This is a genomic window from Pseudomonas sp. URMO17WK12:I12, assembly GCF_000514395.1.
Taxonomy (GTDB): Bacteria; Pseudomonadota; Gammaproteobacteria; order Pseudomonadales; family Pseudomonadaceae; genus Aquipseudomonas; species Aquipseudomonas mucoides.
In genome coordinates this window covers 265426-291697 of the sequence record NZ_AZVV01000010.1, presented here as the reverse complement: position 1 = coordinate 291697, position 26272 = coordinate 265426, and the positions used below count along the sequence as shown (strand labels likewise).

The 26272-nt window shown below is 59.0% G+C and carries 19 protein-coding genes; 8 read left to right on the top strand and 11 right to left on the bottom strand.

The window, feature by feature from the left end:
• The first annotated feature begins 101 nt into the window (after positions 1 to 101).
• From D882_RS0115585 to D882_RS0115565, 5 genes are all read left to right on the top strand, one after another.
• The gene (locus D882_RS0115585) at positions 102 to 1436 is read left to right on the top strand and encodes a TRZ/ATZ family hydrolase (RefSeq protein ID WP_027924106.1); all 1335 of its coding nucleotides are present in this window, start codon (positions 102 to 104) and stop codon (positions 1434 to 1436) included.
• A gap of 58 nt (positions 1437 to 1494) precedes the next feature.
• Positions 1495 to 2193 carry a bifunctional 2-polyprenyl-6-hydroxyphenol methylase/3-demethylubiquinol 3-O-methyltransferase UbiG gene (gene ubiG, locus D882_RS0115580; protein WP_007945809.1) on the top strand — a complete coding sequence of 233 codons (699 nt, stop codon included), beginning with the start codon at positions 1495 to 1497 and terminating at the stop codon, positions 2191 to 2193.
• 4 nt (positions 2194 to 2197) lie between these two features.
• Complete coding sequence (gene mupP / locus D882_RS0115575; RefSeq protein WP_027924105.1) at positions 2198 to 2869, top strand: N-acetylmuramic acid 6-phosphate phosphatase MupP; 672 nt, start codon at positions 2198 to 2200, stop codon at positions 2867 to 2869.
• A gap of 191 nt (positions 2870 to 3060) precedes the next feature.
• Positions 3061 to 3801: a YciK family oxidoreductase gene (locus tag D882_RS0115570; protein WP_008031809.1), complete on the top strand. Its 741-nt coding sequence runs from the start codon at positions 3061 to 3063 to the stop codon at positions 3799 to 3801.
• A gap of 372 nt (positions 3802 to 4173) precedes the next feature.
• The gene (locus D882_RS0115565) at positions 4174 to 5100 is read left to right on the top strand and encodes a GGDEF domain-containing protein (protein ID WP_027924104.1); all 927 of its coding nucleotides are present in this window, start codon (positions 4174 to 4176) and stop codon (positions 5098 to 5100) included.
• 141 nt (positions 5101 to 5241) lie between these two features.
• Here D882_RS0115565 and D882_RS0115560 read toward each other — a convergent pair whose 3' ends face one another.
• The 7 genes from D882_RS0115560 to D882_RS0115530 all read right to left on the bottom strand — a co-directional run bounded on the left by D882_RS0115560 (position 5242) and on the right by D882_RS0115530 (position 13128).
• Positions 5242 to 6003 (bottom strand): iron-containing redox enzyme family protein, encoded by a 762-nt coding sequence (locus D882_RS0115560; protein ID WP_228758893.1) that lies wholly within the window; start codon positions 6001 to 6003, stop codon positions 5242 to 5244.
• Positions 6004 to 6081: 78 nt separating this feature from the next.
• Positions 6082 to 8541, bottom strand: coding sequence for an EAL domain-containing protein (locus D882_RS0115555; RefSeq protein ID WP_027924102.1), 2460 nt, complete (start codon positions 8539 to 8541; stop codon positions 6082 to 6084).
• Between the two features lie 180 nt (positions 8542 to 8721).
• Positions 8722 to 10539, bottom strand: coding sequence for an ABC transporter ATP-binding protein (locus tag D882_RS0115550; RefSeq protein ID WP_027924101.1), 1818 nt, complete (start codon positions 10537 to 10539; stop codon positions 8722 to 8724).
• Positions 10532 to 11173, bottom strand: a complete 642-nt coding sequence (locus D882_RS0115545; RefSeq protein ID WP_027924100.1) for a DsbA family protein — start codon at positions 11171 to 11173, stop codon at positions 10532 to 10534. Before D882_RS0115545 ends, D882_RS0115550 begins: the two co-directional genes overlap by 8 nt.
• Before the next feature lie 3 nt (positions 11174 to 11176).
• A complete protein-coding gene (locus D882_RS0115540) occupies positions 11177 to 12118 on the bottom strand; it encodes a rhodanese-related sulfurtransferase (RefSeq protein WP_027924099.1) in 942 nt (313 codons plus the stop codon).
• Positions 12119 to 12291: 173 nt separating this feature from the next.
• Entirely contained in the window at positions 12292 to 12588 is a 297-nt protein-coding gene (locus D882_RS0115535) for a BolA family transcriptional regulator (RefSeq protein WP_027924098.1), read from the bottom strand.
• A gap of 12 nt (positions 12589 to 12600) precedes the next feature.
• Positions 12601 to 13128: a DUF2059 domain-containing protein gene (locus D882_RS0115530; protein WP_027924097.1), complete on the bottom strand. Its 528-nt coding sequence runs from the start codon at positions 13126 to 13128 to the stop codon at positions 12601 to 12603.
• A 193-nt stretch (positions 13129 to 13321) separates the two neighbouring features.
• Between D882_RS0115530 and D882_RS0115525 the strand changes: the two genes are divergently transcribed.
• Entirely contained in the window at positions 13322 to 14716 is a 1395-nt protein-coding gene (locus tag D882_RS0115525; protein WP_027924096.1) for a class II fumarate hydratase, read from the top strand.
• A 105-nt stretch (positions 14717 to 14821) separates the two neighbouring features.
• Here D882_RS0115525 and D882_RS0115520 read toward each other — a convergent pair whose 3' ends face one another.
• Positions 14822 to 15781, bottom strand: coding sequence for a DMT family transporter (locus D882_RS0115520; RefSeq protein ID WP_027924095.1), 960 nt, complete (start codon positions 15779 to 15781; stop codon positions 14822 to 14824).
• Positions 15782 to 15963: 182 nt separating this feature from the next.
• Between D882_RS0115520 and D882_RS0115515 the strand changes: the two genes are divergently transcribed.
• Positions 15964 to 16158, top strand: coding sequence for a DUF6316 family protein (locus D882_RS0115515; RefSeq protein WP_027924094.1), 195 nt, complete (start codon positions 15964 to 15966; stop codon positions 16156 to 16158).
• Positions 16159 to 16269: 111 nt separating this feature from the next.
• Here the strand turns inward: D882_RS0115515 and D882_RS0115510 are convergent, their stop codons facing one another.
• Together D882_RS0115510 and pap are read right to left on the bottom strand one after the other, a co-directional pair.
• Positions 16270 to 17454: a thiolase family protein gene (locus D882_RS0115510; RefSeq protein WP_027924093.1), complete on the bottom strand. Its 1185-nt coding sequence runs from the start codon at positions 17452 to 17454 to the stop codon at positions 16270 to 16272.
• A gap of 102 nt (positions 17455 to 17556) precedes the next feature.
• Positions 17557 to 19071, bottom strand: coding sequence for a polyphosphate:AMP phosphotransferase (gene pap / locus D882_RS0115505; protein WP_027924092.1), 1515 nt, complete (start codon positions 19069 to 19071; stop codon positions 17557 to 17559).
• A 298-nt stretch (positions 19072 to 19369) separates the two neighbouring features.
• Between pap and mnmC the strand changes: the two genes are divergently transcribed.
• Entirely contained in the window at positions 19370 to 21349 is a 1980-nt protein-coding gene (gene mnmC / locus D882_RS0115500; RefSeq protein WP_027924091.1) for a bifunctional tRNA (5-methylaminomethyl-2-thiouridine)(34)-methyltransferase MnmD/FAD-dependent 5-carboxymethylaminomethyl-2-thiouridine(34) oxidoreductase MnmC, read from the top strand.
• A 6-nt stretch (positions 21350 to 21355) separates the two neighbouring features.
• Here mnmC and D882_RS0115495 read toward each other — a convergent pair whose 3' ends face one another.
• Positions 21356 to 26158 (bottom strand): NEL-type E3 ubiquitin ligase domain-containing protein, encoded by a 4803-nt coding sequence (locus D882_RS0115495; RefSeq protein WP_027924090.1) that lies wholly within the window; start codon positions 26156 to 26158, stop codon positions 21356 to 21358.
• Positions 26159 to 26272 lie beyond the last annotated feature (114 nt).

The window sequence follows — 26272 nt, the reverse complement described above, 5'->3', positions numbered from 1 at the left end:
CCCGCACTCAAGCACAAAAGCCGCCGATTATAGCGATCCCCCCGCGAAGACGCTCGGGTATACTTCGCCATCCTTTACAAAAGCACTGGAACCGACCCTCGATGCCGAACACTGCCGCTGCGCTCGACCTGTTATTGCTGCCGACCTGGCTGGTACCCGTCGAACCCGCTGGTGTTGTCCTCAAAGAGCATGGCCTGGGCATCCGTGACGGACGCATCGTATTTATCGGCCCACGCTCGACTGCGTTGAAGCTTAACGCAACTGAAGTGCGCGAGTTGCCGGACATGCTGCTCAGCCCCGGCCTGATCAATGCCCACGGTCACGCCGCCATGACGCTGTTTCGTGGCCTGGCCGATGACCTGCCGCTGATGACCTGGCTGGAAAACCACATCTGGCCCGCCGAAGCCAAATGGGCCGATGAAGCCTTCGTACGGGATGGCACGGACCTGGCCATCGCCGAGCAGATCAAAGGTGGCATCACCTGCTTCTCTGACATGTATTTCTTCCCGAAGGTTGCCAGCGAGCGCGTGCACAACAGCGGTATACGCGCGCAAATCGCCATTCCGATCCTCGATTTCCCGATCCCGGGCGCCAGCACGGCGGACGAAGCCATTCGTCAGGGCGTGGAATTGTTTGGCGATCTCAAGCATCACGAGCGCATCAAAATCACCTTCGGCCCCCATGCGCCTTACACCGTGAGCGATGAAAACCTGGAGAAAATCCGGGTGATTGCCGAAGAGCTGGACGCCTCGATCCACATGCACGTCCATGAAACCGCCTTCGAAGTGCAGCAATCGGTCGAGCAGCGCGGTGAACGCCCGCTGGCTCGCCTTGGCCGCCTGGGCTTGCTCGGGCCGCGCTTCCAGGCCGTTCACATGACCCAGATCAGCGATGAAGACCTGGTGATGCTGGTAGAAAGCAACACCAACGTGATTCATTGCCCGGAATCCAACCTCAAGCTGGCCAGCGGATTTTGCCCGGTCGAGCGCTTGTGGCAGGCCGGCGTCAATGTGGCCGTCGGCACCGACGGCGCCGCCAGTAACAATGACCTGGACCTGTTGGGCGAAACCCGCACCGCTGCGTTGCTGGCCAAGGCCGTCGCCGGCTCGGCCACCGCGCTGGATGCTCATCGCGCCTTGCGCATGGCCACGCTCAATGGCGCCCGTGCGCTGGGGATCGAGGCTGAAACCGGCTCGCTGGAAATCGGCAAAGCGGCAGACATCGTCGCGTTTGACCTCTCCGGCCTGGCGCAGCAACCGGTCTACGACCCGGTTTCGCAACTGATCTACGCCACCGGCCGGGACTGCGTGAAACACCTGTGGGTCGCGGGCAAGCAGCTGCTTGATGACCGACGCCTGACCCGCCTCGATGAAGAACAGTTATGCGCCACCGCCAAGGCTTGGGGCCAGCGCATCAGTGGCCGCACCGAATCGTAAGATCCCCGGACCAGAAAACCGGGGCAACAGGATTTTTCAAGTTTTAGAGGACTGAACCATGAGCAACGTCGACTACGCCGAAATCGCCAAATTCGAAGCCCTGGCCCATCGCTGGTGGGACCGTGAAAGCGAGTTCAAGCCGCTTCACGACATCAACCCGCTGCGGGTCAACTGGATTGACGAACGCGTCAACCTGGCCGGCAAGAAGGTGCTGGACGTCGGTTGCGGCGGCGGGATCCTGAGCGAGGCCATGGCCCAGCGCGGCGCCACCGTCATGGGCATCGACATGGGCGAAGCACCGCTCGCGGTCGCGCAGTTGCATCAGCTGGAGTCGGGCGTGAACGTCGAGTACCGGCAGATCACCGCCGAAGGCCTCGCCGAGGAAATGCCCGAGCAGTTCGACGTTGTTACCTGCCTGGAAATGCTCGAGCACGTGCCGGATCCGTCGTCGGTCATTCGCGCCTGCTTCCGCATGGTCAAGCCGGGCGGCCAGGTGTTCTTCTCCACCATCAACCGCAACCCGAAAGCGTACCTGTTCGCCATCGTCGGCGCTGAATACATCATGAAGCTGCTGCCGCGCGGCACGCACGATTTCAAGAAGTTCATCCGCCCTTCCGAGCTCGGCGCCTGGAGCCGCATGGCTGGCCTGACCGTCAAGGACATCATCGGCCTGACGTACAACCCGCTGACCAAGCACTACAAACTGGCGGCCGACGTGGACGTCAACTACATGATCCAGACCCTGCGCGAGGAGTAAGCCGATGCGTATCAGAGCAGTCCTTTTTGACATGGACGGCACGCTGCTCGACACCGCGCCGGACTTTATTGCCATCTGCCAGGCAATGCGCGCCGATCGCGGCTTGCCGTCAATGAATGACAAGCACATCCGTGACGAGATTTCCGGCGGCGCCAAGGCGATGGTCGCCGTGACCTTCTCGATGGACCCGGAGTCGCCAGGCTTTGAAGAGCTGCGACTCGAATTCCTCGAGCGCTATCTCGCCGGATGCGCGGTGCATAGCAAGCTCTTCGACGGCATGGGCGAATTGCTGGCCGACATTGAGCAGTCCAGCCTGATCTGGGGCGTGGTGACCAACAAGCCGCTGCGTTTCGCCGAGCCGATCATGCAGCAACTGGGGCTGGCCGAGCGTTCCGCGCTGTTGATCTGCCCGGACCACGTGAAGAACAGCAAGCCAGACCCGGAGCCGCTGATTCTGGCATGCAAGATGCTCGACCTGGACCCGGCCAGCGTGTTGTTTGTCGGCGATGACCTGCGCGATATCGAATCGGGCCGCGATGCCGGCACCAAGACCGCTGCGGTGACCTACGGCTACATTCACCCCGACGACAACCCGCGCCACTGGGGTGCGGACGTGGTGGTTGATCACCCGCTGGAGTTGCGCAAGGTACTCGATAGCGCTTTATGCAGTTGCTAAGTAGAGCGGCTTTTTGTGGCGAGGGAGCTTGCTCCCGCTGGGGCGCGAAGCGACCCCTCTAGCTATCACCGCACTCTGTCAGGCACACCGCATCTGCAGGTTTCACGACTGCTGCGCAGCCGAGCGGGAGCAAGCTCCCTCGCCACAGGTTCGGTGTTCGCCTTATTGTTGAATTGTGTTGAGGTTTTCTTATGTTTGATTATTCCGCTCGCCCCGAATTGCTCAAGGACCGGGTCATTCTGGTCACCGGTGCCGGCCGCGGCATCGGCGCGGCGGCTGCGAAAACCTACGCAGCCCATGGCGCCACTGTCCTGCTGCTGGGCAAGACCGAAGCCAACCTGACTCAGGTGTATGACGAAATCGAAGCAGCCGGGCATCCACAGCCGGCGGTGATCCCGTTCAACCTGGAGACCGCCCTGCCCCACCAGTACGATGAACTGGCGGCGATGATCGAGACCGAATTCGGCCATCTCGACGGCTTGCTGCACAACGCATCGATCATCGGCCCCCGCACGCCGATCGAACAACTGTCCGGCGAAAACTTCATGCGCGTCATGCAAGTCAACGTCAACGCCATGTTCATGCTCACCAGCACCCTGCTGCCACTGCTCAAATTGTCGCAAGACGCCTCGGTGGTATTTACCTCCAGCAGTGTCGGCCGCAAGGGCCGCGCGTACTGGGGCGCTTATGGCGTGTCCAAATTTGCCACCGAAGGCCTGATGCAAACCCTGGCCGACGAAGTGGACACCGTGGCCCCGGTCCGCTCCAACAGCATCAACCCGGGCGCCACGCGCACCAGCATGCGGGCCCAGGCTTACCCTGGGGAAAACCCGCTCAACAACCCGACCCCGGAGGAGATCATGCCGGTCTACCTCTACCTGATGGGACCGGACAGCACTGGCATCAACGGCCAGGCGTTCAACGCCCAGTAACACCGTGCGTCGCTTTTGTGCCGTGCCGATTTTCCGGCGCGGCACTCAAAGTGAGTCGTAACTACCCCCCTCCCAGTCAAACAACCGCCGCCCCTTTTCGTTAAAAAAACTCAAAATCAAACTCAACTCTATGTTTTTTATAGCTTTATATTCGAATGAACCGAATGGCACGACTTTCGCTCTAAATTTGCTCAGACACGCAGTGTGAAAGCAGACAGGCGGGCTCCCAAGTCGATAGGTTACTAATCTTCGGCAAAGCAGACTAAACTTGCGCCAACTGTCCCACGGGACTGATGGACCAGTATGACGCGCAGCCTGAAGCCGCTCTCACCCAGCCTGTAAGACAGCTTTACCGCTTAGGGGCTCAGCCATATGAAATCACCTTCCCAGACCAACGCAATTGACTTCGATAGCGCCAAATTGCAACGCCTGGGATTTGGTCAGCAACCTCCTCTTCTGGAACGCCCCGTCAGCCTTGCGCTATTGCGCCAGCAACTGGGTCAGCAGTTGCAAACCAGCCTCGAGCCACAACGCATTCTCGGACTTTTCTTCCGCGAAGTTCAGCGCCTGGTACCACTGGATGCCTTGAACTATCGGCATCAGGCCAGTGACTTGCGCCTGGAGTTCGGTCAGCGCGGCCATCACTCGGTCAGTTACAACCTCAGCCATGAAGGCGAGCAGCTGGGTGAACTGGTCTTCCGCCGCAATCAGCGATTCAGCGAGCTTGATCAAGGCAATCTGGAGTCGTTGCTGTCGGCACTGCTGTTCCCGATGCGCAATGCCCTGCTTTACCGGGCGGCGACGCAAAGCGCATTGCGTGACCCATTGACCGATACTGGCAACCGCATCGCCATGGATCAGACCCTGGAACGCGAAATCGAGATGTCGCGACGCCACTTGATGCCTCTGTCCCTGCTGATGCTGGACATCGACCACTTCAAAAACGTTAACGACAGTTATGGCCACAACGCCGGCGATGACGTACTCAAGGCCGTCGCCACGGCGATCAAAAACCAGTTGCGCAATGTCGACATGGTATTCCGGTTTGGCGGCGAAGAGTTTCTGATCCTGCTGTCCAACACCACTCGAGAAGCTGCCGCCATGGTCGGCGAACGGCTGCGGGCAGCAGCTCAGGCTCAGGACTATCGGGCGGATGGCAATGCAGTAGAACTGACCGTCAGCCTCGGATGTTCGACCCTGCTGCCGGGTGAGTCTGCCGAGAGCTTGTTGCGACGGGCTGACAGTGCGTTGTATGTCGCCAAGCGCGAGGGGCGCAACCGGTTGACGATGGCGGGTTGAGCTCTAAACAACACTACAAACCAATGTGGGAGCGAGCTTGCTCGCGATAGCTTTCTAACATTCAGCATCTTTATTGAATGTTTAGCAGCCATCGCGAGCAAGTTCGCTCCCACATTTGGTTTGTAGTGTCTTTAAACCCGTTTAGCTTTCTGCCAGCGCCATGCGCTCACGCGCCACCGGTGCTTTTTCCGAATGCTCCAGCTGCATGCAGCGCTCCAGAAACAGGTGCATGTAGTCATAGCTCTTGCAGATGGCCTGACGCAGTTCCACTTGCAATGACTTGCTCGGGTTCATGCCCGCCAGGGTGCAGATGATTTCCAGTGCCTCCCACGGATGGGCATCGTCGTACTGGGCGTGCATCTTCAACCACTTCATCGCCCGTTTGCGATCCTCTTCCGGAAACGCCGCCGCATAGACACCACTGGAGCAAACCAGCGCCGACCACTCACCGGTTGCGCCTTCAATGGCGTAGTTGGTCGCGGCGATGGCGACGATCAGCGAATCCGCCGAACTGGTGTGCCAGCACCAATGGCTCAAGGCATGAAGTTCAGGGGGCACCTGCTGCGCCTGCAAATCTTCAAGGCTGACGCCGTGCGCCCGACTCCAGTGCACCCAGTAATCGGCATGGTTCAACTCCACGCGAATATTGCGCATCAGCCAGCGACGCGCCATGTCTTCGCCAGGATGGCGGGCAAAGCGGGTCTTGGTCAGGTTTTGTGCCATGTATAACGCGAACTGTTCAACGACCGGCCAGCCACCGATGAGGTACTGACGCATGGTTTTTGCGCTGAGTTTGTTATCTCGCATGCGCTGATACAGTTCGTGTTCGACAACCCGGCGCTTACTCTCGCTGCAATCCTTGATGAGCTGTTGCGCCCAGGCAGGATAACTTGCAGCTTCCATGAGTGGTCCGGTTCGGTTGAATGTGTCGATCACTGTCGGGCTCCTTTTGATTGTGATTGTTCGGATCAGCAAGAGATTTCAACGGAACGTGCCCGGGGCCTTGAACAACAAAGGCTGAGGCCGGGCAGGACGACTTTGCAAACTATCGCAGGTAAACAGATGCGGGCGTTCAATCACATACCCTTGAGCGAAATCGACCCCGATTTCCAGCAATGCCTGCTCGATCTGGGGTGACTCTACAAACTCGGCAATCGTGCGCTTACCCATGACATGGCCGATGTGGTTGATCACTTCGACCATGGCGCGGTTAATCGGGTCGTCCAGCATGTCCTTTACGAAACTCCCGTCGATCTTCAAGAAGTCTACAGGCAAATGTTTCAAGTAAGCGAACGAGGACATTCCGGCGCAAAAGTCATCTAACGAGAAGTGACAACCTAAACCCTTGAGCTCATTGATAAATCTGATTGCACTGCCCAAATTGGAAATAGCACTGGTTTCAGTGATTTCAAAACAAATCATTTCAGGCGGAATGGAATAGTTAACAAACTGTTCACGCAGGAAGTCCAGAAACGCCTCATCTCCGATAGTAGTACCTGACAGATTAATCGCACACATGGCTAACGGACCTTTACGCGCCTCCGATATACATTGGGCAATGACCTTGAAGACGTTCTCCACGACCCAGCGATCGAGTGCAGTCATCAAGCCATAACGCTCCGCCGCCGGAATAAAACTGTCCGGCAGGATCATGCGGCCGGCTTCGTCATGCAGGCGCAACAGAATTTCGATATGCCCGCCCCCGCGCTCGGTATGCCCTAGCGGTGCGATTTCCTGGGAGTACAGGCAAAAGCGATCCTCTTCCAGCGCCATATGCAGACGCTGGACCCAGGCCATCTCGCCAAAGCGCAGCGACAGCTCCGAGTCATCGGCGTGATAGACCTGAACTCGATTGCGCCCCTTTTCCTTGGCCATGTAACACGCCATGTCCGCAGCACGCAGCGAGGCTTCAAGGGAAGTTGGCGTTTGCGCCAGATGAACCAGCCCGATGCTCACCGTCGTCACGAAGGGCCGGCCTTTCCAGACAAAGTGCAGGTTCTGGACGGTCTGGCGCAGGTTCTCGGCAATCTTGTCGGCCGCTTCCGGCGCGCAATTTTCCAACAAGATGCCGAATTCGTCGCCACCGAGGCGGGCCAGGGTGTCGCCTTCGCGCAAGCCCGACTGCAACAGCGCGCAGATATGCCGCAGCAACTCGTCGCCCGCCGCATGGCCACAGGTGTCGTTGACCAGTTTGAATTGATCCAGATCGAGAAACATCAGGGCATGACGCCCGGAATGCCGCGTCAGGTTGTGCAGTGCCTGCTCCAGCCGAAACTCGAACTCTCGGCGGTTGGCGAGCCCGGTCAAGGCGTCATGAGTCGCCTGCCAGGACAGATTGGCAATGTATTGGCGCTCCTGCGTCATGTCATGCAACACCAGCACGGTGCCGCTGACCTTGCCCGCGTTGCGAATCGGCGAGCCAACCAGCGTCACCGACACCGTGCTGCCATCCAGGCGCTGAATCAGCTTTGAATGTTCGCTGCCCCCGCTGAGCTGACCGCTCAGAATATGTTCGATCAACGTGAAACCATCAGCCTGGGCGTTTTCATCCAGCAAGTTGAACAGTGCCGCCAAAGGCAGACCCGTCGCCTGTTCGGCTTTCCAGTGGGTCAGCGCCTCGGCGGCAGGGTTCATGTAGGCAATAGCGCCTTCGACATCCGTGGTAATGACCCCGTCGCCAATGGATTGCAGGGTGATCTGCGCCCGGTCTTTCTCCAGTTGCAGCGCCTCGGCGAACTCATGGCGCTGCCTGAGCAACTTGTGGGTACGCAGCAACGCCAGCGCGATCAGGCCCACCGCCGTGGCGAGATTGGTCACCAGCAGCAACCGGAGAATCAGGCGCGAGCCTTCGCCCAACGCATCGCTGAACGCTTTGGCAGCGGGCGTCACTGCATCGTTGATGGCGAATATCCGATCCTTCCAGCGCCAGATATCGGCGGTGGTGGCCTGACCTTCGGTAATGCGCTGGTGCATCTCTTGCGCCACGTCATTGAGTTGCAGCAGGTACGCGTCGCCCACCGTCCAGCGGTCAATGGCTTTTTCAAGGTAGGTGAAATGGCGGAAATTGAGGTAGAGCCAGATCAGGCTTGAAACGTCGTCGGGGTGGTTACCCCCCTTGAGGATAGCCACTCGCGCAGCTTCGATATCGGGCGGCTGGAGATCCAGCGCCACACGCAATTCGTGGCCACCCTGAGGAACGGCAATGGCGTTCTGGTATTTGCGGAAAATCGCCTCGTCGCGATTGTCCGCGTAGAGGTTGAGGTAATAGATGGCGTCCTTTTGGCCCTTTGACCAAAGGCTTTCACCGGCAACGTAGCCGCGAACCGCCGACAGAACGTACAGGCTGACGCCACCCAACAGGGCCTGAAACAGCACGACGGCAATAAATGGCCAGACGATGCCCAACAACCGTGGCGTTCCGAGAGTCCGGGTTTGATTCATGAGGTCCCTTGTTTTAGCACTGCCAGATCATCATCCCAACGTGATCGCTATAGCTAGACTAGGGTGCGTTCTCGATCCCGGCAAGCGAGAAGCCTGCCAGGACGGGCAAGTCCTTGATTATTCGCCGGGATGTTCCCGGCGACGCATGAAGCGCAATAGAAAAGGGACTGTACGTCGACGCTAAAGTTGCTGCAAATGACCATAAAGCTTCGCGTACAAACCACCATCAGCTATCAATTGTTGATGGTCACCATCCTCGGCAATCTGTCCGCCATCGAACACCAGCACCCGATCAGCCTGTTTCACCGCGGACAACCGGTGCGCAATGATCAGCGTGGTGCGGTGGCTCAGAAACCGCGACAAGGCCTGATGCAGGTTGTATTCGGTGGCAGCGTCCAGCGCCGAGGTGGCCTCGTCGAGAATCACCACTTTGGGTTCGGCCAGTATCATCCGCGCAATCGCCAGGCGTTGGCGCTGGCCGCCGGACAAACGCACGCCGGAGCGCCCGACGACGCTGTCCAGGCCATTGGGTAGCTCTCGAACCGTGTGGTGCAGTTGGGCAATTTCCAGTGCCTGCCAGCAGGCATCGTCGCTGCGTACACGGCCCATCGTCAGGTTGGCGCGGATGGTGTCGTTGAACAGCGCCGGATGTTGCAGGACCACGGCGACGTTTTCGCGCACGGTGTCCAGGCCGATCTCCTGCTGGGTCGAACCACCGAAGCGGATGGTCCCGGCCAACGGCGTGTACAACCCCAGCAACAGTTGCACCAGCGTACTTTTGCCACCGCCACTGGCGCCGACAATCGCGACTTTTTCACCGGGGGCGATGGACAGGTCCATCTTGTTCAACACCCACTCATCACCATAACCGAAGCTCAGCCCCTGCACTTCAATACCCACCGTGTCGCGGCCCTGGAACGGGTCGACCCCACCGGGATAATGCGGCTCATCTGCCCTGGCCAACAGCTCGTTGATCCGCGACAGCGCACCGCCGGCGGCGTAATAGGCGTACTGCAAATTCAGCAATTGCTCCACCGGGCCGATCATGAACCACAGGTAGCTGAATACCGCCAACATCTGGCCGATGGACAGGTCGGAGAACAGCACGGTGAGCATCGCCGCCGCGCGAAAAATATCGATACCGAACTGGAAAAGCAGGCCGCTCGCACGGTTCGAGGCATCGGTTTTCCATTGCGAGCTGATCGCGTAATCGCGCACTTCCCGGGCCCGCAGGCCAAGGCGACCGAGGAAGAACCCCTGGCGGTTGCCAGCACGCACTTCCTGAATCGAGTCGAGGGTTTCGGTCAGTGCCTGGGTGAAGCGCGAGGTGCTGTCGTTTTCGAGTTTTTTCAGGTGTTTGACCCGCTTGCCCAGCTGCACCGTGGCGTAAATCACCAACGGATTGAACAGCATGATCAGCAGCGCCAGCTTCCAGTGCATCCAGATCAGAATGCTCGCGGTGCCGACCAGCGTCAGCATCGCCACCAGAAACCGGCTGAGGGTTTCGCCGACGAATTTGTCCAGCGTGTCCAGGTCGGTGACCAGGTGCGTGGTCACCGTGCCGCTGCCCAGGCTTTCGTATTCGCCCAGTGAAATGCGCTTGAGCCGCTCGATCAGGCGGGTACGAATGCGATACACAATGTCCTTGGCCAGCGCCGCAAACAATTTCGCCTGGATCACGTTGAACAACAAGGCGCCGCAGCGCAGCAACAAGGTCACGAACAACATCAGGCCGATGTAGCCTGCCGCTTTCTGCCAGCCTTCGGGCAAGGCGTGGTTCATCACCTTCAACGCGGCGTCACCGTGGCCCAGCAACACTTCGTCCACCAGCAACGGCAGCAGTAACGGAATCGGCACGCTGCACAAGGTCGCCAACACGGCGACGCCATTGGCGATCCAAAGGGATTTTTTATGGTGCAAGGCCAGTCGGCGGATTTCGGCCCAGCTCAGCCGATCGACACACGCGGGAGCCGGGACGCCATCAGGACCATCATGCACAGACAGAGTGCTCCAGCCAGCGGCCGAGCAACGGGGACAATTCACTCAGGGGCTGATAGCCATTGGTCAGCAACGCCAATTGACCTTTGCGCTCAGCCAGCAAGGTAGGGAAACCGGCGATGCCCAGGTCCTGGACCCAGGTGAAATCGGCCGCCGTGGCGGCGTGCATATCGGCACTGTCAAACAAGGCGGCGAATTCGATGCGCGGCAGACCGGCCTGCTCGGCCAATTCCACCAGCACACTGGCGTGGGTGACGTCGCGCCCTTCGACGTAGAACGCGTGCTGGATCAGGCCTAACAGTTTCCATGCGCAATCCGGCGCCAGGGCACGTGCGGTCACCAACGCCCGGCAGGCAGGCTCGGTGTCATACACAAAGCCGTCCGGCAACGCGCCTTCTGTCTTGAACGGTTGGCCGGTGGCTTCGGTGACCGCCTGCCAATGTTCAAGAATGTAACGTCGGGTAGTCGGCTCCAGCGCCGCACCACTGCCGGTGCGCAAACCACCGACAATCAGATGCACCTCTACGCCCGCCGCACGCGCCTGTTCGACCAAGGCAGTGGCCACTGGCGCAAAACCCCAGCACCAGGAACACATCGGATCCATCACATAGAGCAGACGGCGGCGCGCAGACATGATTCAAGCCTCGGAAGGGGTTTGCTTGTAGTTGTAGCCGATCGGGTGAGGCAAGTTGCGCGCCTTGGCCAGTTCGATCTGCTTCTGCCGATCAATGGCACTGCGCCGGGTCTTCTCGCTCAGCGTATCCCAGCAATGCGGGCAGCTGATGCCGGCGACGTAATGCTCGGAGGCGCGGTCTTCAACGCTGATCGGCGTACGGCAGGCATGACATTGATCGTAGTCGCCTTCGCTGAGGTCATGCCGCACGGTCACGCGGTTGTCGAACACGAAGCAGTCGCCCTGCCATTTGGTTTCTTCCTGCGGCACCTCTTCGAGGTACTTCAGGATGCCGCCCTTGAGGTGATAGACCTCATCAAAGCCTTCGCTGAGCATATAGCTCGACGCCTTCTCGCAGCGAATGCCACCGGTGCAGAACATCGCCACCTTCTTGTGCACGGCCGGGTCGAAGTTGGCTTTGATGTAGTCAGGAAATTCGCGAAAACTGGTGGTTTTGGGGTCGATGGCGCCTTCGAAGGTACCGATCGAGACTTCGTAATCGTTACGGGTGTCGATCAACAACACTTCCGGATCGCTGATCAGCGCATTCCAGTCCTGTGGATCCACGTAGGTGCCGACCTTTTTGTTCGGGTCTACGCCTTCAACGCCGAGGGTGACGATTTCTTTCTTGAGCTTGACCTTGGTGCGGTAGAACGGCTGATCGTCGCAGTACGACTCTTTGTGATCAATGTCGTCCATGCGTGGGTCGTTCTTGAGCCAGGCCATCAGCCCGTCAATGCCTTCGCGGCTGCCGGACACGGTGCCGTTGATGCCTTCTTCGGCAATCAGCAGCGTGCCTTTGATGCCGTTGTCGACCATCGCTTGCAGCAGTGGCTCGCGCAAGGCGACGTAATCTTCCAGGGTGACGAACTTATACAGTGCCGCCACGACAATCTGTTGTGTCATGGGTATTTCTCCAGGTGGCTACCCTCGCAAAGGGTGAACCGGATAAAAAAAAACGCGCCGGGTGAGCGGCGCGTTGCAGATTTTAGCAAGAAAGCAGCTTCGAGCGGTAAGCTTCAAGCGGCAAGTTGAAGCAGGTCGCCGTGATCTTGCAGCTTGCAGCTTGAAGCTGCTTTTTACTGCTTTCCTCCAGCACAGGTCGGCGAGGCCGGAGCCGCGCCGATCTGTGCCCATTCCTCAGGCGTGTAGGTATGCAGCGCCAACGCATGAAACTCGCCCATCAGCTCGCCGAGCGTGCCGTAGACTTTTTGATGACGCTTGACCCGGTTCAGCCCTTCGAACTGCTGGCTGACCACCACGGCCTTGAAGTGAGTCTGCAACCCACGACTGTGCATGTGGCTTTCATCCAGCACTTGCAGATGCTGCGGCTGTAACAGGCCCAGCGTTGATTCGATGCGTTGTTGCATGGTCATACCGAACTCCGCTTAAGGCTTTTTCTTGGCTGCTGGAGCCGCGGCGCCTTTCGGGTCCAGCTCGGCAGTCATGTCAGCCAACAGTTTGTTGACCACAGGTACCGCGCTTTCCAGCTTGGCTTGAGTCATCTGGGCCGATTGCTGAGTCAGCTGCGGCATTTTTTCCAGGACTTTCTTGCCCAGCGGCGACTGGTAGAACGCTACCAGGTCTTTGAGCTCGGACTCGGTGAAGTTGGTGGTGTAGAGCTTGACCATGTCCGGCTTCAGCTTGTTCCAGCCAATGGCTTGGTCCAGCGCGGCGTTGGCTTTGGCTTGATACGTTTCCAGCAAGGCTTTTTTCGATTCAGGGGCTTTGGTCTGTTCAAAGCGCTGAGCGAACATTTGCTGTACTTGCATGTACACCGGAGTGCCCAATTTGTCAGCGTGCGCCAGAGTCAGGAAAGCTTCGGCACTGGCGTTGTGGCTGGCGGTATCGGCAAAAACTGGGCCGCTGGCGCAAACCAGTGCAACCGCGGTACAGATGGCACGAAGACGAGTCATCGAGTTTCCTTTTCTAGCAGGCGAGGTAAAACCCCAAGGGCGTCCATTCTGCGCCTAAAAAAGTGTGTCGCTCAACCCCAAGCCTTGTCAGGCCTGAATTAGAGGGGCTGAAGAGGCAAAAAACCTTCAGATGGAACCACGGCCGGCGATCACGGCCTAAACTGCGCTATCAGCCCTACAGGAGTGTGCATTGATGAGCCGTATCGAAACCGACAGCCTTGGCCAGGTGGAAGTCCCGGATGAAGCTTACTGGGGCGCTCAGACGCAACGCTCGCTGATTAACTTCGCCATAGGCAACGAAAAGATGCCGCTGGCGGTGCTGCACGCTTTGGCATTGATCAAGAAAGCGGCGGCGCGGGTCAACGACCGTAACGGTGATGTGCCCGCCGACATCGCCCGGCTGATCGAACAGGCCGCCGACGAAGTGCTCGATGGCAGCCATGACGACCAGTTCCCGCTGGTGGTCTGGCAGACCGGCAGCGGCACTCAAAGCAACATGAACGTCAACGAAGTGATCGCCGGCCGCGCCAACGAACTGGCCGGCAACCCGCGCGGTGGCAAGTCGCCGGTGCATCCCAACGATCACGTCAACCGCTCGCAAAGCTCCAATGACTGCTTCCCCACCGCCATGCACATCGCGGCGGCCCAAGCCGTGCAACAGCATTTGCTACCGGCCATCAGTGAACTGTCGGGCGGGTTGGCCGAGTTGGCGGCGCGTCACATGAAACTGGTCAAGACCGGCCGAACGCACATGATGGACGCCACGCCGATCACTTTCGGCCAGGAAATCTCGGCGTTTATCGCGCAACTGGATTACGCCGAACGGGCGATCCGCAGCGCACTGCCAGCCGTGTGTGAACTGGCCCAGGGCGGCACCGCCGTTGGCACCGGGCTGAACTCGCCCCACGGTTTTGGCGAAGCGATTGCTTCCGAGCTGGCGGCCCTTTCCGGCCTGCCCTTCATCACCGCACCGAACAAATTCGCGGCGCTGGCCGGTCACGAACCGCTGACGACTCTTTCGGGGGCGTTGAAGACCCTGGCGGTGACCCTGATGAAAATCGCCAACGACTTGCGACTGCTGGGCTCCGGCCCCCGCGCCGGTCTCGCCGAGGTTAAATTGCCGGCCAATGAACCGGGCAGCTCGATCATGCCGGGAAAGGTCAATCCGACGCAGTGCGAAGCGCTGTCGATGCTGGCCTGTCAGGTGTTGGGCAATGACGTCGCCATCGGCTTCGCGGCGAGTCAGGGCCATCTGCAATTGAACGTGTTCAAACCGGTGATCATCCACAACCTGCTGCAATCGATCCGCCTGCTGGGGGATGGCTGCAGCAACTTCCAGCAGCACTGCATCGCCGGGCTTGAGCCGGACGCAGAGAAAATGGCTGAACACCTGGAGCGTGGGTTAATGCTGGTGACAGCACTGAATCCGCACATCGGTTACGACAAATCGGCGGAGATTGCCAAGAAGGCGTATGCCGAAGGGCTGACCTTGCGGGAAGCGGCATTGCAGCTGGGGTATCTGACGGATGAGCAGTTTGAGGCCTGGGTAAGGCCGGAGAATATGCTGGAGGCTGGGGCCAAAGGTTAAGTTTTACAGTGTCAGTTAGATTGCTATCGCGAGCAGGCTCACTCCTGCAGGGGGATCGCCATTTCCTGTGGGAGCGTGGCTTGCCCGCGATGAACGATGACGCGATTAACCTGCTGCCATCCGGACCTTACGAGCCTTGAGCCCCGCCATCAACGAAGGCCCCAACGCCACTAACGCCGACCCCAACACCACCAGCACCGCCCCGCCATACCCCAGACCGTTGATCGTCTCGGCATGCACATAATCGGGCCACAACCACGCGGCCACGGCCACCGCGACAAACGTCACCAACGGCGTGATCGCCAGCGTCGCACTCACTCGTGAAGCTTCCCAATGGGCCAGCGCTTCGGCAAACGCGCCATAGGCAATCAGCGTATTCATGCAGCACGCCAGCAGCAGCCAGCCTTGCAGCGGGCTCAATTGAAGCGCTTCAAGCGGATGCACCCACGGTGTCAGCAACAACGCGCAGAACAGGTAGATCACCATCATCACCTGCAACGAATTCCACACCGTCAGTAATTGCTTCTGCCCCAAGGCATAGAAAGTCCAGACCGTGGACGCCAACAACACCAGCAGCACGCCCGTGGTGTATTCGGTCAACGAAGTGAGCAACTCGGCCAGGCGCTGATTGAAGAACAGGGCGAAACCGATCAGCAGCACCAACAGGCCAATCCCCTGCCCCACGCTGAAACGCTCCTTGAACACAAACAGACTGGCGATCAGCAACATGATCGGGCCCATCTGCACCACCAGTTGCGCGGTGCCGGGGCTGAGCAGGTTCAAGCCCATCAGGTACAGCACGTAGTTGCCGACCAGACCGAGCACCGCCATCAACACCAGCCAGCCACCTCGCGGGCCGAGGACTTTGCGCGTTGGCAAACGTTTGGTCGCGGCCAGATACACAAACAGGCAACCACCGGACACAATCAGGCGAAACCAGGTGACAGTCACCGGGTCCATCACCAACAGCACTTGCTTGAGCTTGATCGGCAGGATTCCCCACAACAGCGCAGTCAACAGGGCCAGAAACAGACCGTAAACCCAGCGACCGGATGAAATGTGCATGCGAACCCCAACAGCCTGATGGCGAGAAACACCATTCTAGGCGCAGCGGCGTCTGGCACACAGGGACAGTTGGCGAGTGGACGCGAATGAAACTGTGCAGGTCGCAGCGGCCGTCGATCAGTTGGCCGGGCACAGTCGGAGGTTCGTGCATAAGCTCACGGTATTCCCCCCAGGAGATCGCCATGTACGGCATGCGCGCCAAGGACAACGCCCCCGCGATGCACTTTCGCAGTGACCGGTTGTGTCGTGTGAATGGGGAACTGTATTTCAGTACTCGGGAAAATACGCTCGAAGGGCCGTTTGATAATGCCGAGGCGGCGGCGCGGGAGATTCAGGCGTATATCGAGCGGATGCAGATTTTAAGGGCCCGCCGTTAGACCGAGGCGCTGCCTTCGCGAGCAGACTCACTCCTGCAATTGAAATGCGATCAACTGTAGGAGTGAGCCTGCTCGCGATAGCGATTGATCAGGCGACACCGTTTTGCGAATTTAACGCACCGCCTCAAACAACCCCGTCGCGCCCATCCCGCCACCCACGCACATGGTGACGACGCCATAACGCAAATTGCGTCGCTGCAACTCCCGCACAAGATGCCCGACCTGACGCGAACCGGTCATGCCGAACGGATGCCCGATGGAAATCGAGCCGCCATTGACGTTGTACTTCTCGTGATCGATCTCCAGCCGATTACGGCTGTACAGGCACTGCGAAGCAAACGCTTCGTTGAGTTCCCACAGGTCAATGTCGGCCAACTCCAAGCCCTTGGCCTTGAGCAACTTCGGCACCGAGAACACCGGACCAATGCCCATTTCATCCGGTTCACACCCGGCAACCGTGAAACCACGGAAGAACGCCTTGGGCTTCAAGCCCAGTTCCAGGGCTTTTTCCAGGCTCATCACCAGCGTCATCGACGCGCCGTCGGACAGTTGCGACGAGTTGCCTGCCGTGACCGAGCCGTCTTCGGCAAACACCGGTTTCAAACCGGCCAGGCTTTCCAGCGTGGTGTCCGGGCGGTTGCAGTCGTCGCGATCGACGATGCCATCGAGGATTTGAATTTGCCCGGTGGCCTTGTCTTCGACCCGGTACTTCACCGTCATTGGCACGATTTCATCATCGAACAGACCGGCGGCCTGAGCCTTTGCCGTGCGCTGCTGACTTTGCAACGCATACAGATCCTGCGCTTCGCGGCTGACGTTGTAGCGACGCGCGACGATTTCGGCGGTCTGGCCCATCGGGAAATAGATGCCAGGCACCTGCTCTTTCAGCAGCGGGTTGATCAGGTTGTCGGTGTTGACGCTTTTCATGGTCAGGCTGATGGACTCGACGCCACCGGCAACGATGATGTCGCTGCAACCCGACGCAATCTGGTTGGCGGCGATGGCAATCGCCTGCAAGCCCGAGGAGCAAAAGCGGTTGAGGGTCATGCCGGCGGTGCCGGTGCCCAGACGCGACAACACGGCCACGTTGCGCCCGATGTTGTAGCCCTGCGCGCCTTCGTTGGAGCCCGCACCGACAATGCAATCCTCGACGCTGGCCGGATCGATGCCGGTACGCGCCAACAAGGCATCGACACAATGGGCCGCCATGTCGTCCGGACGGGTCTGGTTGAACTTGCCGCGAAAGGATTTGGCCAGGCCGGTCCGCACGCTGTCGACGATCACCACTTCACGCATGGCATACCTCATTGTTGTTGTCGGTTGAGAGTGGACCGAGCATAAGTCCACCTCATAACCGACCGCGACAATCATTCACCCCGCGTATGCGTAACCATCGCCTCAGTTCTTGTGCTGCCTGGCCTTCTTGTCGGACTTTTCGAACGCGTCCTCCAATGCCCGATTGATCGTGCGCAGGACTTTGACCCGCGCCCAGCGCTTGTCATTGGCTTCCACCAGGGTCCAGAGCGAGATTTCGGTGCTGGTGCGATCGACCATGTCGCCGACGGCGGCGCGGTAAGCGTCCCATTTTTCGCGATTGCGCCAATCGTCTTCGGTGATCTTGAAACGCTTGAAGGGAATTTCTTCCCGCGCCTGAAAACGCTCCAGTTGGGTCTGCTTGTCGATGGCCAACCAGAACTTGACGACGATGATGCCCGAATCGGAAATCTGCTCTTCGAAGTCGTTAATCTCACTGTAGGCCCGCAGCCAGTCTGCTGGCGGACAGAGCTCTTCGATGCGCTCCACCAGCACCCGCCCATACCAGGACCGATCAAATACCGTGAACTTGCCCTTGGCCGGCAGGTGGCGCCAGAACCGCCACAGATAGGGCTGTGCCCGCTCCTCTTCAGTGGGTGCGCCAATTGGCACGATGCTGTACTGACGCGGATCGAGCGCCGCCGCGACTCGCCGGATCGCCCCGCCCTTGCCCGCCGCATCATTGCCTTCGAACACCGCCACCAACGCGTGCTGACGCATGCGTTTATCGCGCATCAGACCGGAGAACCGCGCCTGCTCGGTAATCAGCTGTTCTTCGTAATCTTCCTTGTCCAGCTGCTGGGTCAAGTCGAGGCTGTCGAGCAGGTTGATCTGATCGATATGGATCGGCAGCGGCGCGGCGTTGACCTTGTCGGGATGGACCTTGGGTCGCTTGAGCGCATTTTGCAGGCCTTCGAGCAGGATCTTGCCCACCGCCAGGCTGCGATAGTGGGGGTCCGCCCCTTCAATCACATGCCACGGCGCGTAGTCGCGACTGGTGCGACGCAATACACGCTCGCCGTACTTCACGAATTTGTCGTAGGTCCGGGATTGCTGCCAGTCCAGCGGACTGATGCGCCAGCTGTGCAGCGGATCGTCGGCCAGGGCCTTGAGGCGTGCCTTCATTTGCTTTTTGGAGAGGTGGAACCAGAACTTGACGATCAGCGCACCTTCGTCGCAGAGCATTTTTTCAAAGCGCTCGGACTGGTTGATCGACTGATCGAGCACGGCATCCTTGAACAGGCCATGGACCCGGCCTTGCAGCATCTGGCTGTACCAGTTGCCAAAGAAAACCCCCATGCGGCCCTTGGCCGGCAACATCCGCCAGTAACGCCAGGCCGGTGGCCGCGCCAGCTCTTCGTCGGTCTGCTGGTCGAAGGTGCGGACTTCAATCAGGCGCGGGTCCATCCATTCGTTGAGCAGCTTGACCGTCTCGCCCTTGCCGGCGCCTTCGATGCCATTGATCAGGATGATCACCGGGAAACGTTGCTGCTGCTGAAGATCGAATTGCGCTTCCAGCAAGGCTTCGCGCAGCGCCGGCACCTCGGCGTCATAGGTTTCTTTGTCGATGGCGTGACCGATTTCGGCGGATTCAAACATGGACGGCTCCCTTTCCTGATTGAGCAAGACTAGCGGATTGACCTCCCTTGCGGGGGAGAAATCCCTCACCTCACTGCCGGAACAGTTTCGTGTAGCAGCTGCCGAAGGCTGCGTTCGACTGCGTAGCGGTCGTGAAACCTGAACTCTTTATTTACCTGAAAAAACCCATGGCTCGATTTTGCGACCGCTGCGCGGCCGAACGCAGCCTTCGGCAGCGGCTACAAGTCTCCCGTGCCATAGATCAAGCATCCCCCCGGCGATCGGCTAGAATGGCGGCCTTGCCGTTGCCGAGCCTGCCATGAAACCTGTATTGCCTCACGCCCAACTCGACTGGGACGACCAGGGTCGCCCGTATTCGCGAGTGTTCGATGACGTGTATTTTTCGGACAAATCCGGTCTTGAAGAAACCCGTTACGTGTTCCTCGAACAGAACAATTTGCGTGAGCGATTTGCGGCGTTAGCGGACGGTGGCCGCTTGGTCATTGGCGAGACCGGCTTCGGCACCGGGTTGAATTTTTTGTGTGCCTGGCAATTGTTTGAGCAACACGCGGTGGCGGGTGCGCGACTGCACTTTGTCAGCGTCGAAAAGTACCCGTTGAACGCACCCGATTTGCAACGAGCCCTGGCGTTATGGCCGGAACTCAAACCGTTCGCCGATCAACTGCTCGCGCAATACGTGGCAATCCATCAAGGCTTCCAGCGTCTGGTCCTGGACAACGGCCGGATCACCCTGACGCTGCTGATCGGCGATGCACTGGAGCAGTTGCCGCAACTGGACGCGCAGATTGACGCCTGGTTTCTCGACGGTTTCGCCCCGGCGAAAAATCCCGACATGTGGACCGCCGAACTGTTTGCCGAACTGGCACGGCTCGCAGCGCCAGGCTCGACCATCAGCACATTCACCAGCACCGGTTGGGTGCGCCGTTTGCTGAATGCGGCGGGCTTCAAGATGAAGCGCACGCCTGGCATCGGCCACAAATGGGAAATCCTGCGGGGCGTGTTTCTCGGTTGGCCTGAAGACAGCGCCGCACCCGTTACGGCAAAACCCTGGTTTGCTCGCCCGACGCCGCTGGACGGCGAACGTCATGCGCTGGTGATCGGTGCCGGACTGGCCGGCTGCGCCACGGCCGCGAGTCTCGCTGCACGGGGTTGGCAGGTCAGCTTGCTGGAGCGTCACGACGCGCTCGCGCAAGAAGCCTCAGGCAATCCACAAGGCGTTTTGTACCTTAAGCTGTCGGCCCATGGCACGGCTTTGTCACAATTGATTGTCAGCGGTTTTGGCCACACCCGTCGGTTGCTGGAGCATTTGCAGCGCGGTGTCGACTGGGGCGATTGCGGTGTACTGCAATTGGCCTTCAGTACCAAGGAAGCGGAACGTCAGGCGCAGTTGGCGGCAGCGTTTCCTGAAGACCTGCTGCACCTGCTTGATCGCGAAACAGCCGAGCGTCGCGCCGGTGTCGCGCTGCAATCGGGCGGCCTGTTTTACCCCGAAGGCGGTTGGGTGCATCCACCCGCCCTGTGCCACTGGCAAGCCGGGCATCCGAACATCCGGATTCTGACCCATCGTGATGTGCTGGAGCTACGCCGTGTCGACGGGCAATGGCAAGCATGGGATGGCACATCATTGCTGGCCGATGCTCCCGTGGTGGTGCTTGCCGGCGCCGCCGAGATCAAGCGCTTTCCCTACAGCAGCGAGCTGCCGCTCAAACGAATTCGCGGGCAGATCACCCGCCTGCGCCAGACACCTGAAAGCCAAAGCCTGAGCACCGTCGTGTGCGCCGAAGGGTATGTCGCTCCGGCACGTTTGGGTGAGCACACCCTCGGCGCGAGTTTCGATTTCAATAACGATGACCTGACCCCCACAGCTGCCGAGCATGCCGGCAATCTGCACATGCTCGAAGAAATCTCGATGGACCTGGTCGCGCGACTCGGTGCAGACACCTTGCAACCAGAAGCACTTGAAGGGCGCGCAGCGTTTCGCTGCACCAGCCCGGATTACTTGCCGATTGTCGGCCCCTTGGCCGACAGCCAGGCATTTGCCGACGCCTACATCGCCCTGAGCAAGGATGCCCGGCAAACTCCGGACACCCCTTGCCCATGGCTGGACGGTTTGTACGTCAACAGCGGTCACGGTTCACGGGGGCTGATTACTGCGCCGTTGTCGGGCGAGTTGCTGGCAGCGTGGCTGGATGACGAGCCGCTGCCATTACCCAGAGCCGTGGCTGAAGCCTGTCATCCAAACCGCTTTGCCTTGCGGCGTTTGATCCGGGGTCAGTGAAACCGCTCAACCGTCCGCCAGAGAGCAAGTGCCCAGCTCCACCATTTTCATGACGTCCTCGGTCAAGCGCTCGAAAACGGCATTCTCCGCCGTTTCTTTTTCGGTCTTGATCACCGACACCTGACTGAGATAATCGGCCGTCGTCAGGCTCTCGGCCTTATCGAATACCGCTTGCAACTTTGCCGGATACGTCCCGCTGACCGATGCGAATCGTCCAGAGTAATGGCGACTCAGGTAATCCGTCCAAAACGGCTGACGGATCAAAAACCGTTTCAACTGCGGTGACAGCTCTGCGCTTTTAATTTTGCGTTCCGCAATGTCGAGATCGGTCTGCTTCACACCGCTCAAAGAGGCATAGCGCATGTGTGTGGGTTGTCCCGGCAAGTCCAGAGTGTTGGCCAACCCGGTTCGATAGGCGAGGCTGACTTCCAGCGGATCAGCCTTGAGGTCCTGCCTGATGTGGCTTTGAGCGAGCTTCTCCAGTTCCTCAAGCCGAAACAGACCTCGCCCAAGCTTCAACAAACCTGCTGCCGTAGAACGCAAGCTCCCGACGGGATTGATCGCCTTGTCCACTTCCGTGGCCACTTCCAGATGACTGAAGTTCATTGCCGCCGAATCCGTGCAGTTGATTGGATTGGCAGCCAGTTCGAACACCTGCTCGCGCAGCAACGTATTGGCCTGGGCGGCGTCCAGCACGCTCCAGACTCGTCGGGTCATGTCCTCGCGCACATATTCGGCATCCGCGGTGTCTCCCAGTTCGGCCAGTAATCGAAACAGACCATCAGATGCCGGGACGTCCTTGAATGCCGTCCATGTTGCAGCCCGCGCGGGCGACACCCACTCCTCTGGCAACCAGAGTTCTCGCGCCTGTTGCTCGTTCAATCGGGCAATGTCGTCTTCGAGATACCCCATGCCGACGCCGACCCGTTCACGAAATTGCCCAAGGCGGGACTGGCTATCGTCCGATAGAGGGTTATGCCGCAAGTTGAGTGTTTCGCTCAACCGCCGGGTGCTGCTGAACAACCAGTCCGGCAGGTCCTTGATCTCATTGTCGCGCAGATCAACTCGCTCCAGATTGGGTAAGCGCGCGAGGTTTTTCGGTAATTCAGTAGCCCGGGTGTCGCGCAGTGACAGGTAACGCAAATCAAACAGCCGGCCAACATCCAGCGTTGCGCCGAGTCGGCGGTTTCCAGTCAGGTTGAGGGTTTCAAGCGTTCGCATACCGTTCAACTTCTTCAAGGTCTGCTCGGTCAATTGCAAATCGTTGTTCGCCAGGCTGAGGTGTTTGAGCGTCGGCATCTGCGAAAGAATTTCCGGCAGCAATGTCAGTTTGTTGGCATCCAGCACCAGGGATTCAAGGTTTCTGAACGCCTTGAGGAAGTACGCCACATCGTTATCCAGCTCCATGTCCTTGAGCGACAGGTATTGCACGTGATCAAAGGTGACCTCGGGTGGCAAGATCGGGAGCTTGCCAACGCGCATCTTGTCCAGACTCAAACCCGGTACCGAAGTCGCTTTTTCATTGCGCATGAAAAACAGACGACGCCAGCTGTTTTCCATGATGTCGGACACTTGCAAGCGACTCTGGCGCCACTCGCTGGGGTTCTCGGTCGGTGACCTCGGATCGATCTCCTCTGCGCGCCAGGCGCGGAGCGTACTTCGCAGCTTTTTCAACGCCTGCTGTCGACTTCTGACCTCCTTCGCTCGCACCAAGTGGTCGCTACCCAGTCCCTCAAGCAATGCCCGGGCCTGAGCGTCGGTCAGCAGCGGGTAAAGCTTTCTGACCTTGCGAACCAGCGCTCGAGGGTGAGTCGTTCCGGGCACCGGTTCATCGGCTTGCAGGCACTCGCCGGACGAAGGCGGATCTTCAATTGAGGCACCTGATAACACTCGCTCGGCGATGGCTCTACTCTCAACGCCCTTGCCCAGCAGATCGACACGCAATTGCCGCGCATCGTTGTCCCCGATTCCGGCGACGCCCATGGCCGTGCGTTGCTCCAGGGGAAGCGCGCGCAAGATCGCGCTGTAGAGGCTGTTGGCCCCCAAAGCGGCGCCAAGCGATTTCCCATCGCTGCCGAACGCTTCGTGTCCGCTGGCAGTGCTGATGATGACGCGTTTGAGCGCAGCGTTCTCGTTGCCCACGCTGGCCGACAAGGTACCGGTGGTAGAACCCTCTCGGAGTTCAATCCGCACATCTTTGCTCCAGCCACCCAGGCGGGAAAGCAACGGTATGGCCAGCTTCCGCGTGTCGGCCTCCGCAATTTCGGGTAACGAAAACCCGGCCAGCGCCCGGTCCAGACGGATATCGGCCAACACTTGCCGGACGTTTTGCGCCAACCCCATGGGAATCCGCCCTGTTGCTCGCAAGCCAAGGCGTTCGGCACTGGTAGAGGCGGCGATCAACTCCTGCGCCAGACCGGCGGGAAGTTCGGAAAAGACGCTGCGTACTTTTTGCACATCGCTGACGATGCTCTGGTCATGCCGTTGATACAGGTGCTTGAAGACGGATCTGCGATCAGCCTTCACCGCCGCTCCGATTTTCCTCGCAAGCAATCCGCTCTCTGTACCTTTGACGACGGGCTTGCCCAGCAATGCATCGACCTCACTCTGATACAGCCCGGCCACCACCGTATCCAGCAAATCGCCCCTGGCCAACTGCGCCTCGGTCACTACGATACTCAACTCTTCGTCCGGGACCAACGTCGTTGGCGGGTACATCGCGGTGATCTTGCGCTCGTTATCGAGCACTTCAATATAACGGTCTGCTGGCCAACCCGGCAGGGATGGCAAGGTATGCAGTTGCTCCGGGGCATACTCGGCACGTCGTGTATCACCTTTCTCCAGGTCTGCAATGAAATCGGTCAGCCGCTGCTCGAGACGAAAACGCGCGACGCTATCCTTGAACCGCGCAGGCAACCCTCTGTTTTTGTCAGCCAGATGATGCAGTCGAGCGAACGGGGTGTCGGTGATTTTCCGTATATCTTCCAGCCGCCACTCATCGAGTTCGGCCAACCGCGGATCGATGCGTTTCAAGGCATAGACACCGCTGCTCCATGCTTCGGGTTGTTCATGAGCAAAGCGCCAACCGCCCTCACCGATTTGCTCGACAACCGGTGAAAAAGCGCCGCGGCGGGCAGGATGGCTGACTCGCCATGCGTCCAGAACCTGATCGAAGGTAATCTCATAATTCGCATCGTCGATCCTGATGAAACGCTGGGGACCGACGTGATAGATGCCCTCGGCATCAGCGGTGCCCCCCACTGGCGGCGTTCGTCGGTAGGGCGCCCCGTCCGACAACCAGAGCCGGGGTTTGCCTGCCGAATTCTTTACGGCGGTGAACCGACTGAAAAATTCCGGATGCTGCTCGACAGTCCTCCTGACCAGTGAACCGATGGCTTTGGTGCCCGCCGCAAATGCCGCCATCATGGCAATGTTTTCTGCAACGTTGAGCAGGTGGGCCATTGCCCCGGCCTTGTCGCCATGGCGCCAATCTTCAATACCGTCGTAGACCTCGCCCAACAGTTGTCCAACCGCAAGCCCCATCATCAATTGCCCCAGCACCGGAACAAATAACCCGGCGATGTTGGCGATCAGCAGGCCTGCTTCTTCGTATGCTTCCAGACGTTTCTGACGCGAAACGGCGTCAACATCCGCCGTCGGCACAGCCAGGATCAATGCATCACTCTGCATCTTCGTGACATGGCTCTGGTAAAGGAAATTGAACAGCGTCACCAGAATGGGAGACGCCTGCAGGTTCATTGCCTTCTTTTGTGTGACAGAGGTGTAGAAATTGGTTTTGTTGCTTTCATCGATGTAGCTGGCGAAAAAATCCGCGTAGGCACGATCCTTCAGCTGTCGGTACAAATAATACTCGAACAGGGCGAAGGTGCTGTATTCGTATAACGGCCGGGTTGGCTCGTTCGGCATGTACACGACACACCCGTCGATCGGATGATCCGTTAGCGCTCGTTTTGAGAAGATGACCACTCCCCAGACACAGGTTCCGAACAACTCCAGCCCTTGCGTATGAACCGGTAAATCCTCGTAGAGAATGGCCTTCACGCCCGCAGCGTCGCCTGCGCCGCTGTTCAACTCCAGGCTTTGCAACATCTGAAACGCCGAGTCACCAATGTCGCCTTTCAATAGCGCCGTATGAGCGTCCACCTTGAGCGCACTCAATTTCAGCCGGCGGATGTCCAGCCCTACCGCGGCAGGTTTGAAGGTGGTCTCGAAATGAGTCTGGTAGCGCTTCCCCAAATCCAGATCGCGACACACTTTGGCAAATGCCATGGGCGTCAACCGGCGCAAACCCTCTGGCGTTGAAACCAGACGTACAATCGCGCCTGGAGGGAAGCCATTCTCAGCCGTTTCGTCCTCGGTGAAGTTATGCATTGCAGCCTGTAACAAGCTGCGTTGGGCGATCACTTGCTGTTTGGCTACATCATCGGTCGCGGTGGAACCGGGGCAACCGCAATCGAATCCCGGTAGCTCGACGGCGTCTTTTTCAACGTCGAACGCCACAGCGAATTGCGTCGTCAGCGCTTCCGTCAATTCAGTGCGACAGAACTCGTACAGCGGCTTGAGCGCATCAAGTGTCGGCTGAACCTTGAGTTGACAGACCTGCAGCTCACGCATGGCGCTGGCAAGCGCGGCGATCTGCTCGGGTGTGGCGTCGGTCAGCCACTTGGGCAAGGTCTTTTGAAGCGTTTCGGCACTGTCCAGATCGCCAGTCATGTCGATCAAAGCCGATAGCTGATCTGAATCCGTGAATGGCTTGACAGCCGGGTTGACGGGGTCCTTGTCTGACATTCGCAATGTTCCTTATTGCAAGCGGGAGAGTCCCTAAAGTAGCCCCTTCAATCGTCAATGAATAATCAGAAAACCTCGTGTATTCAGTTGCTTAAGCAGCAGCATTTTCAATGC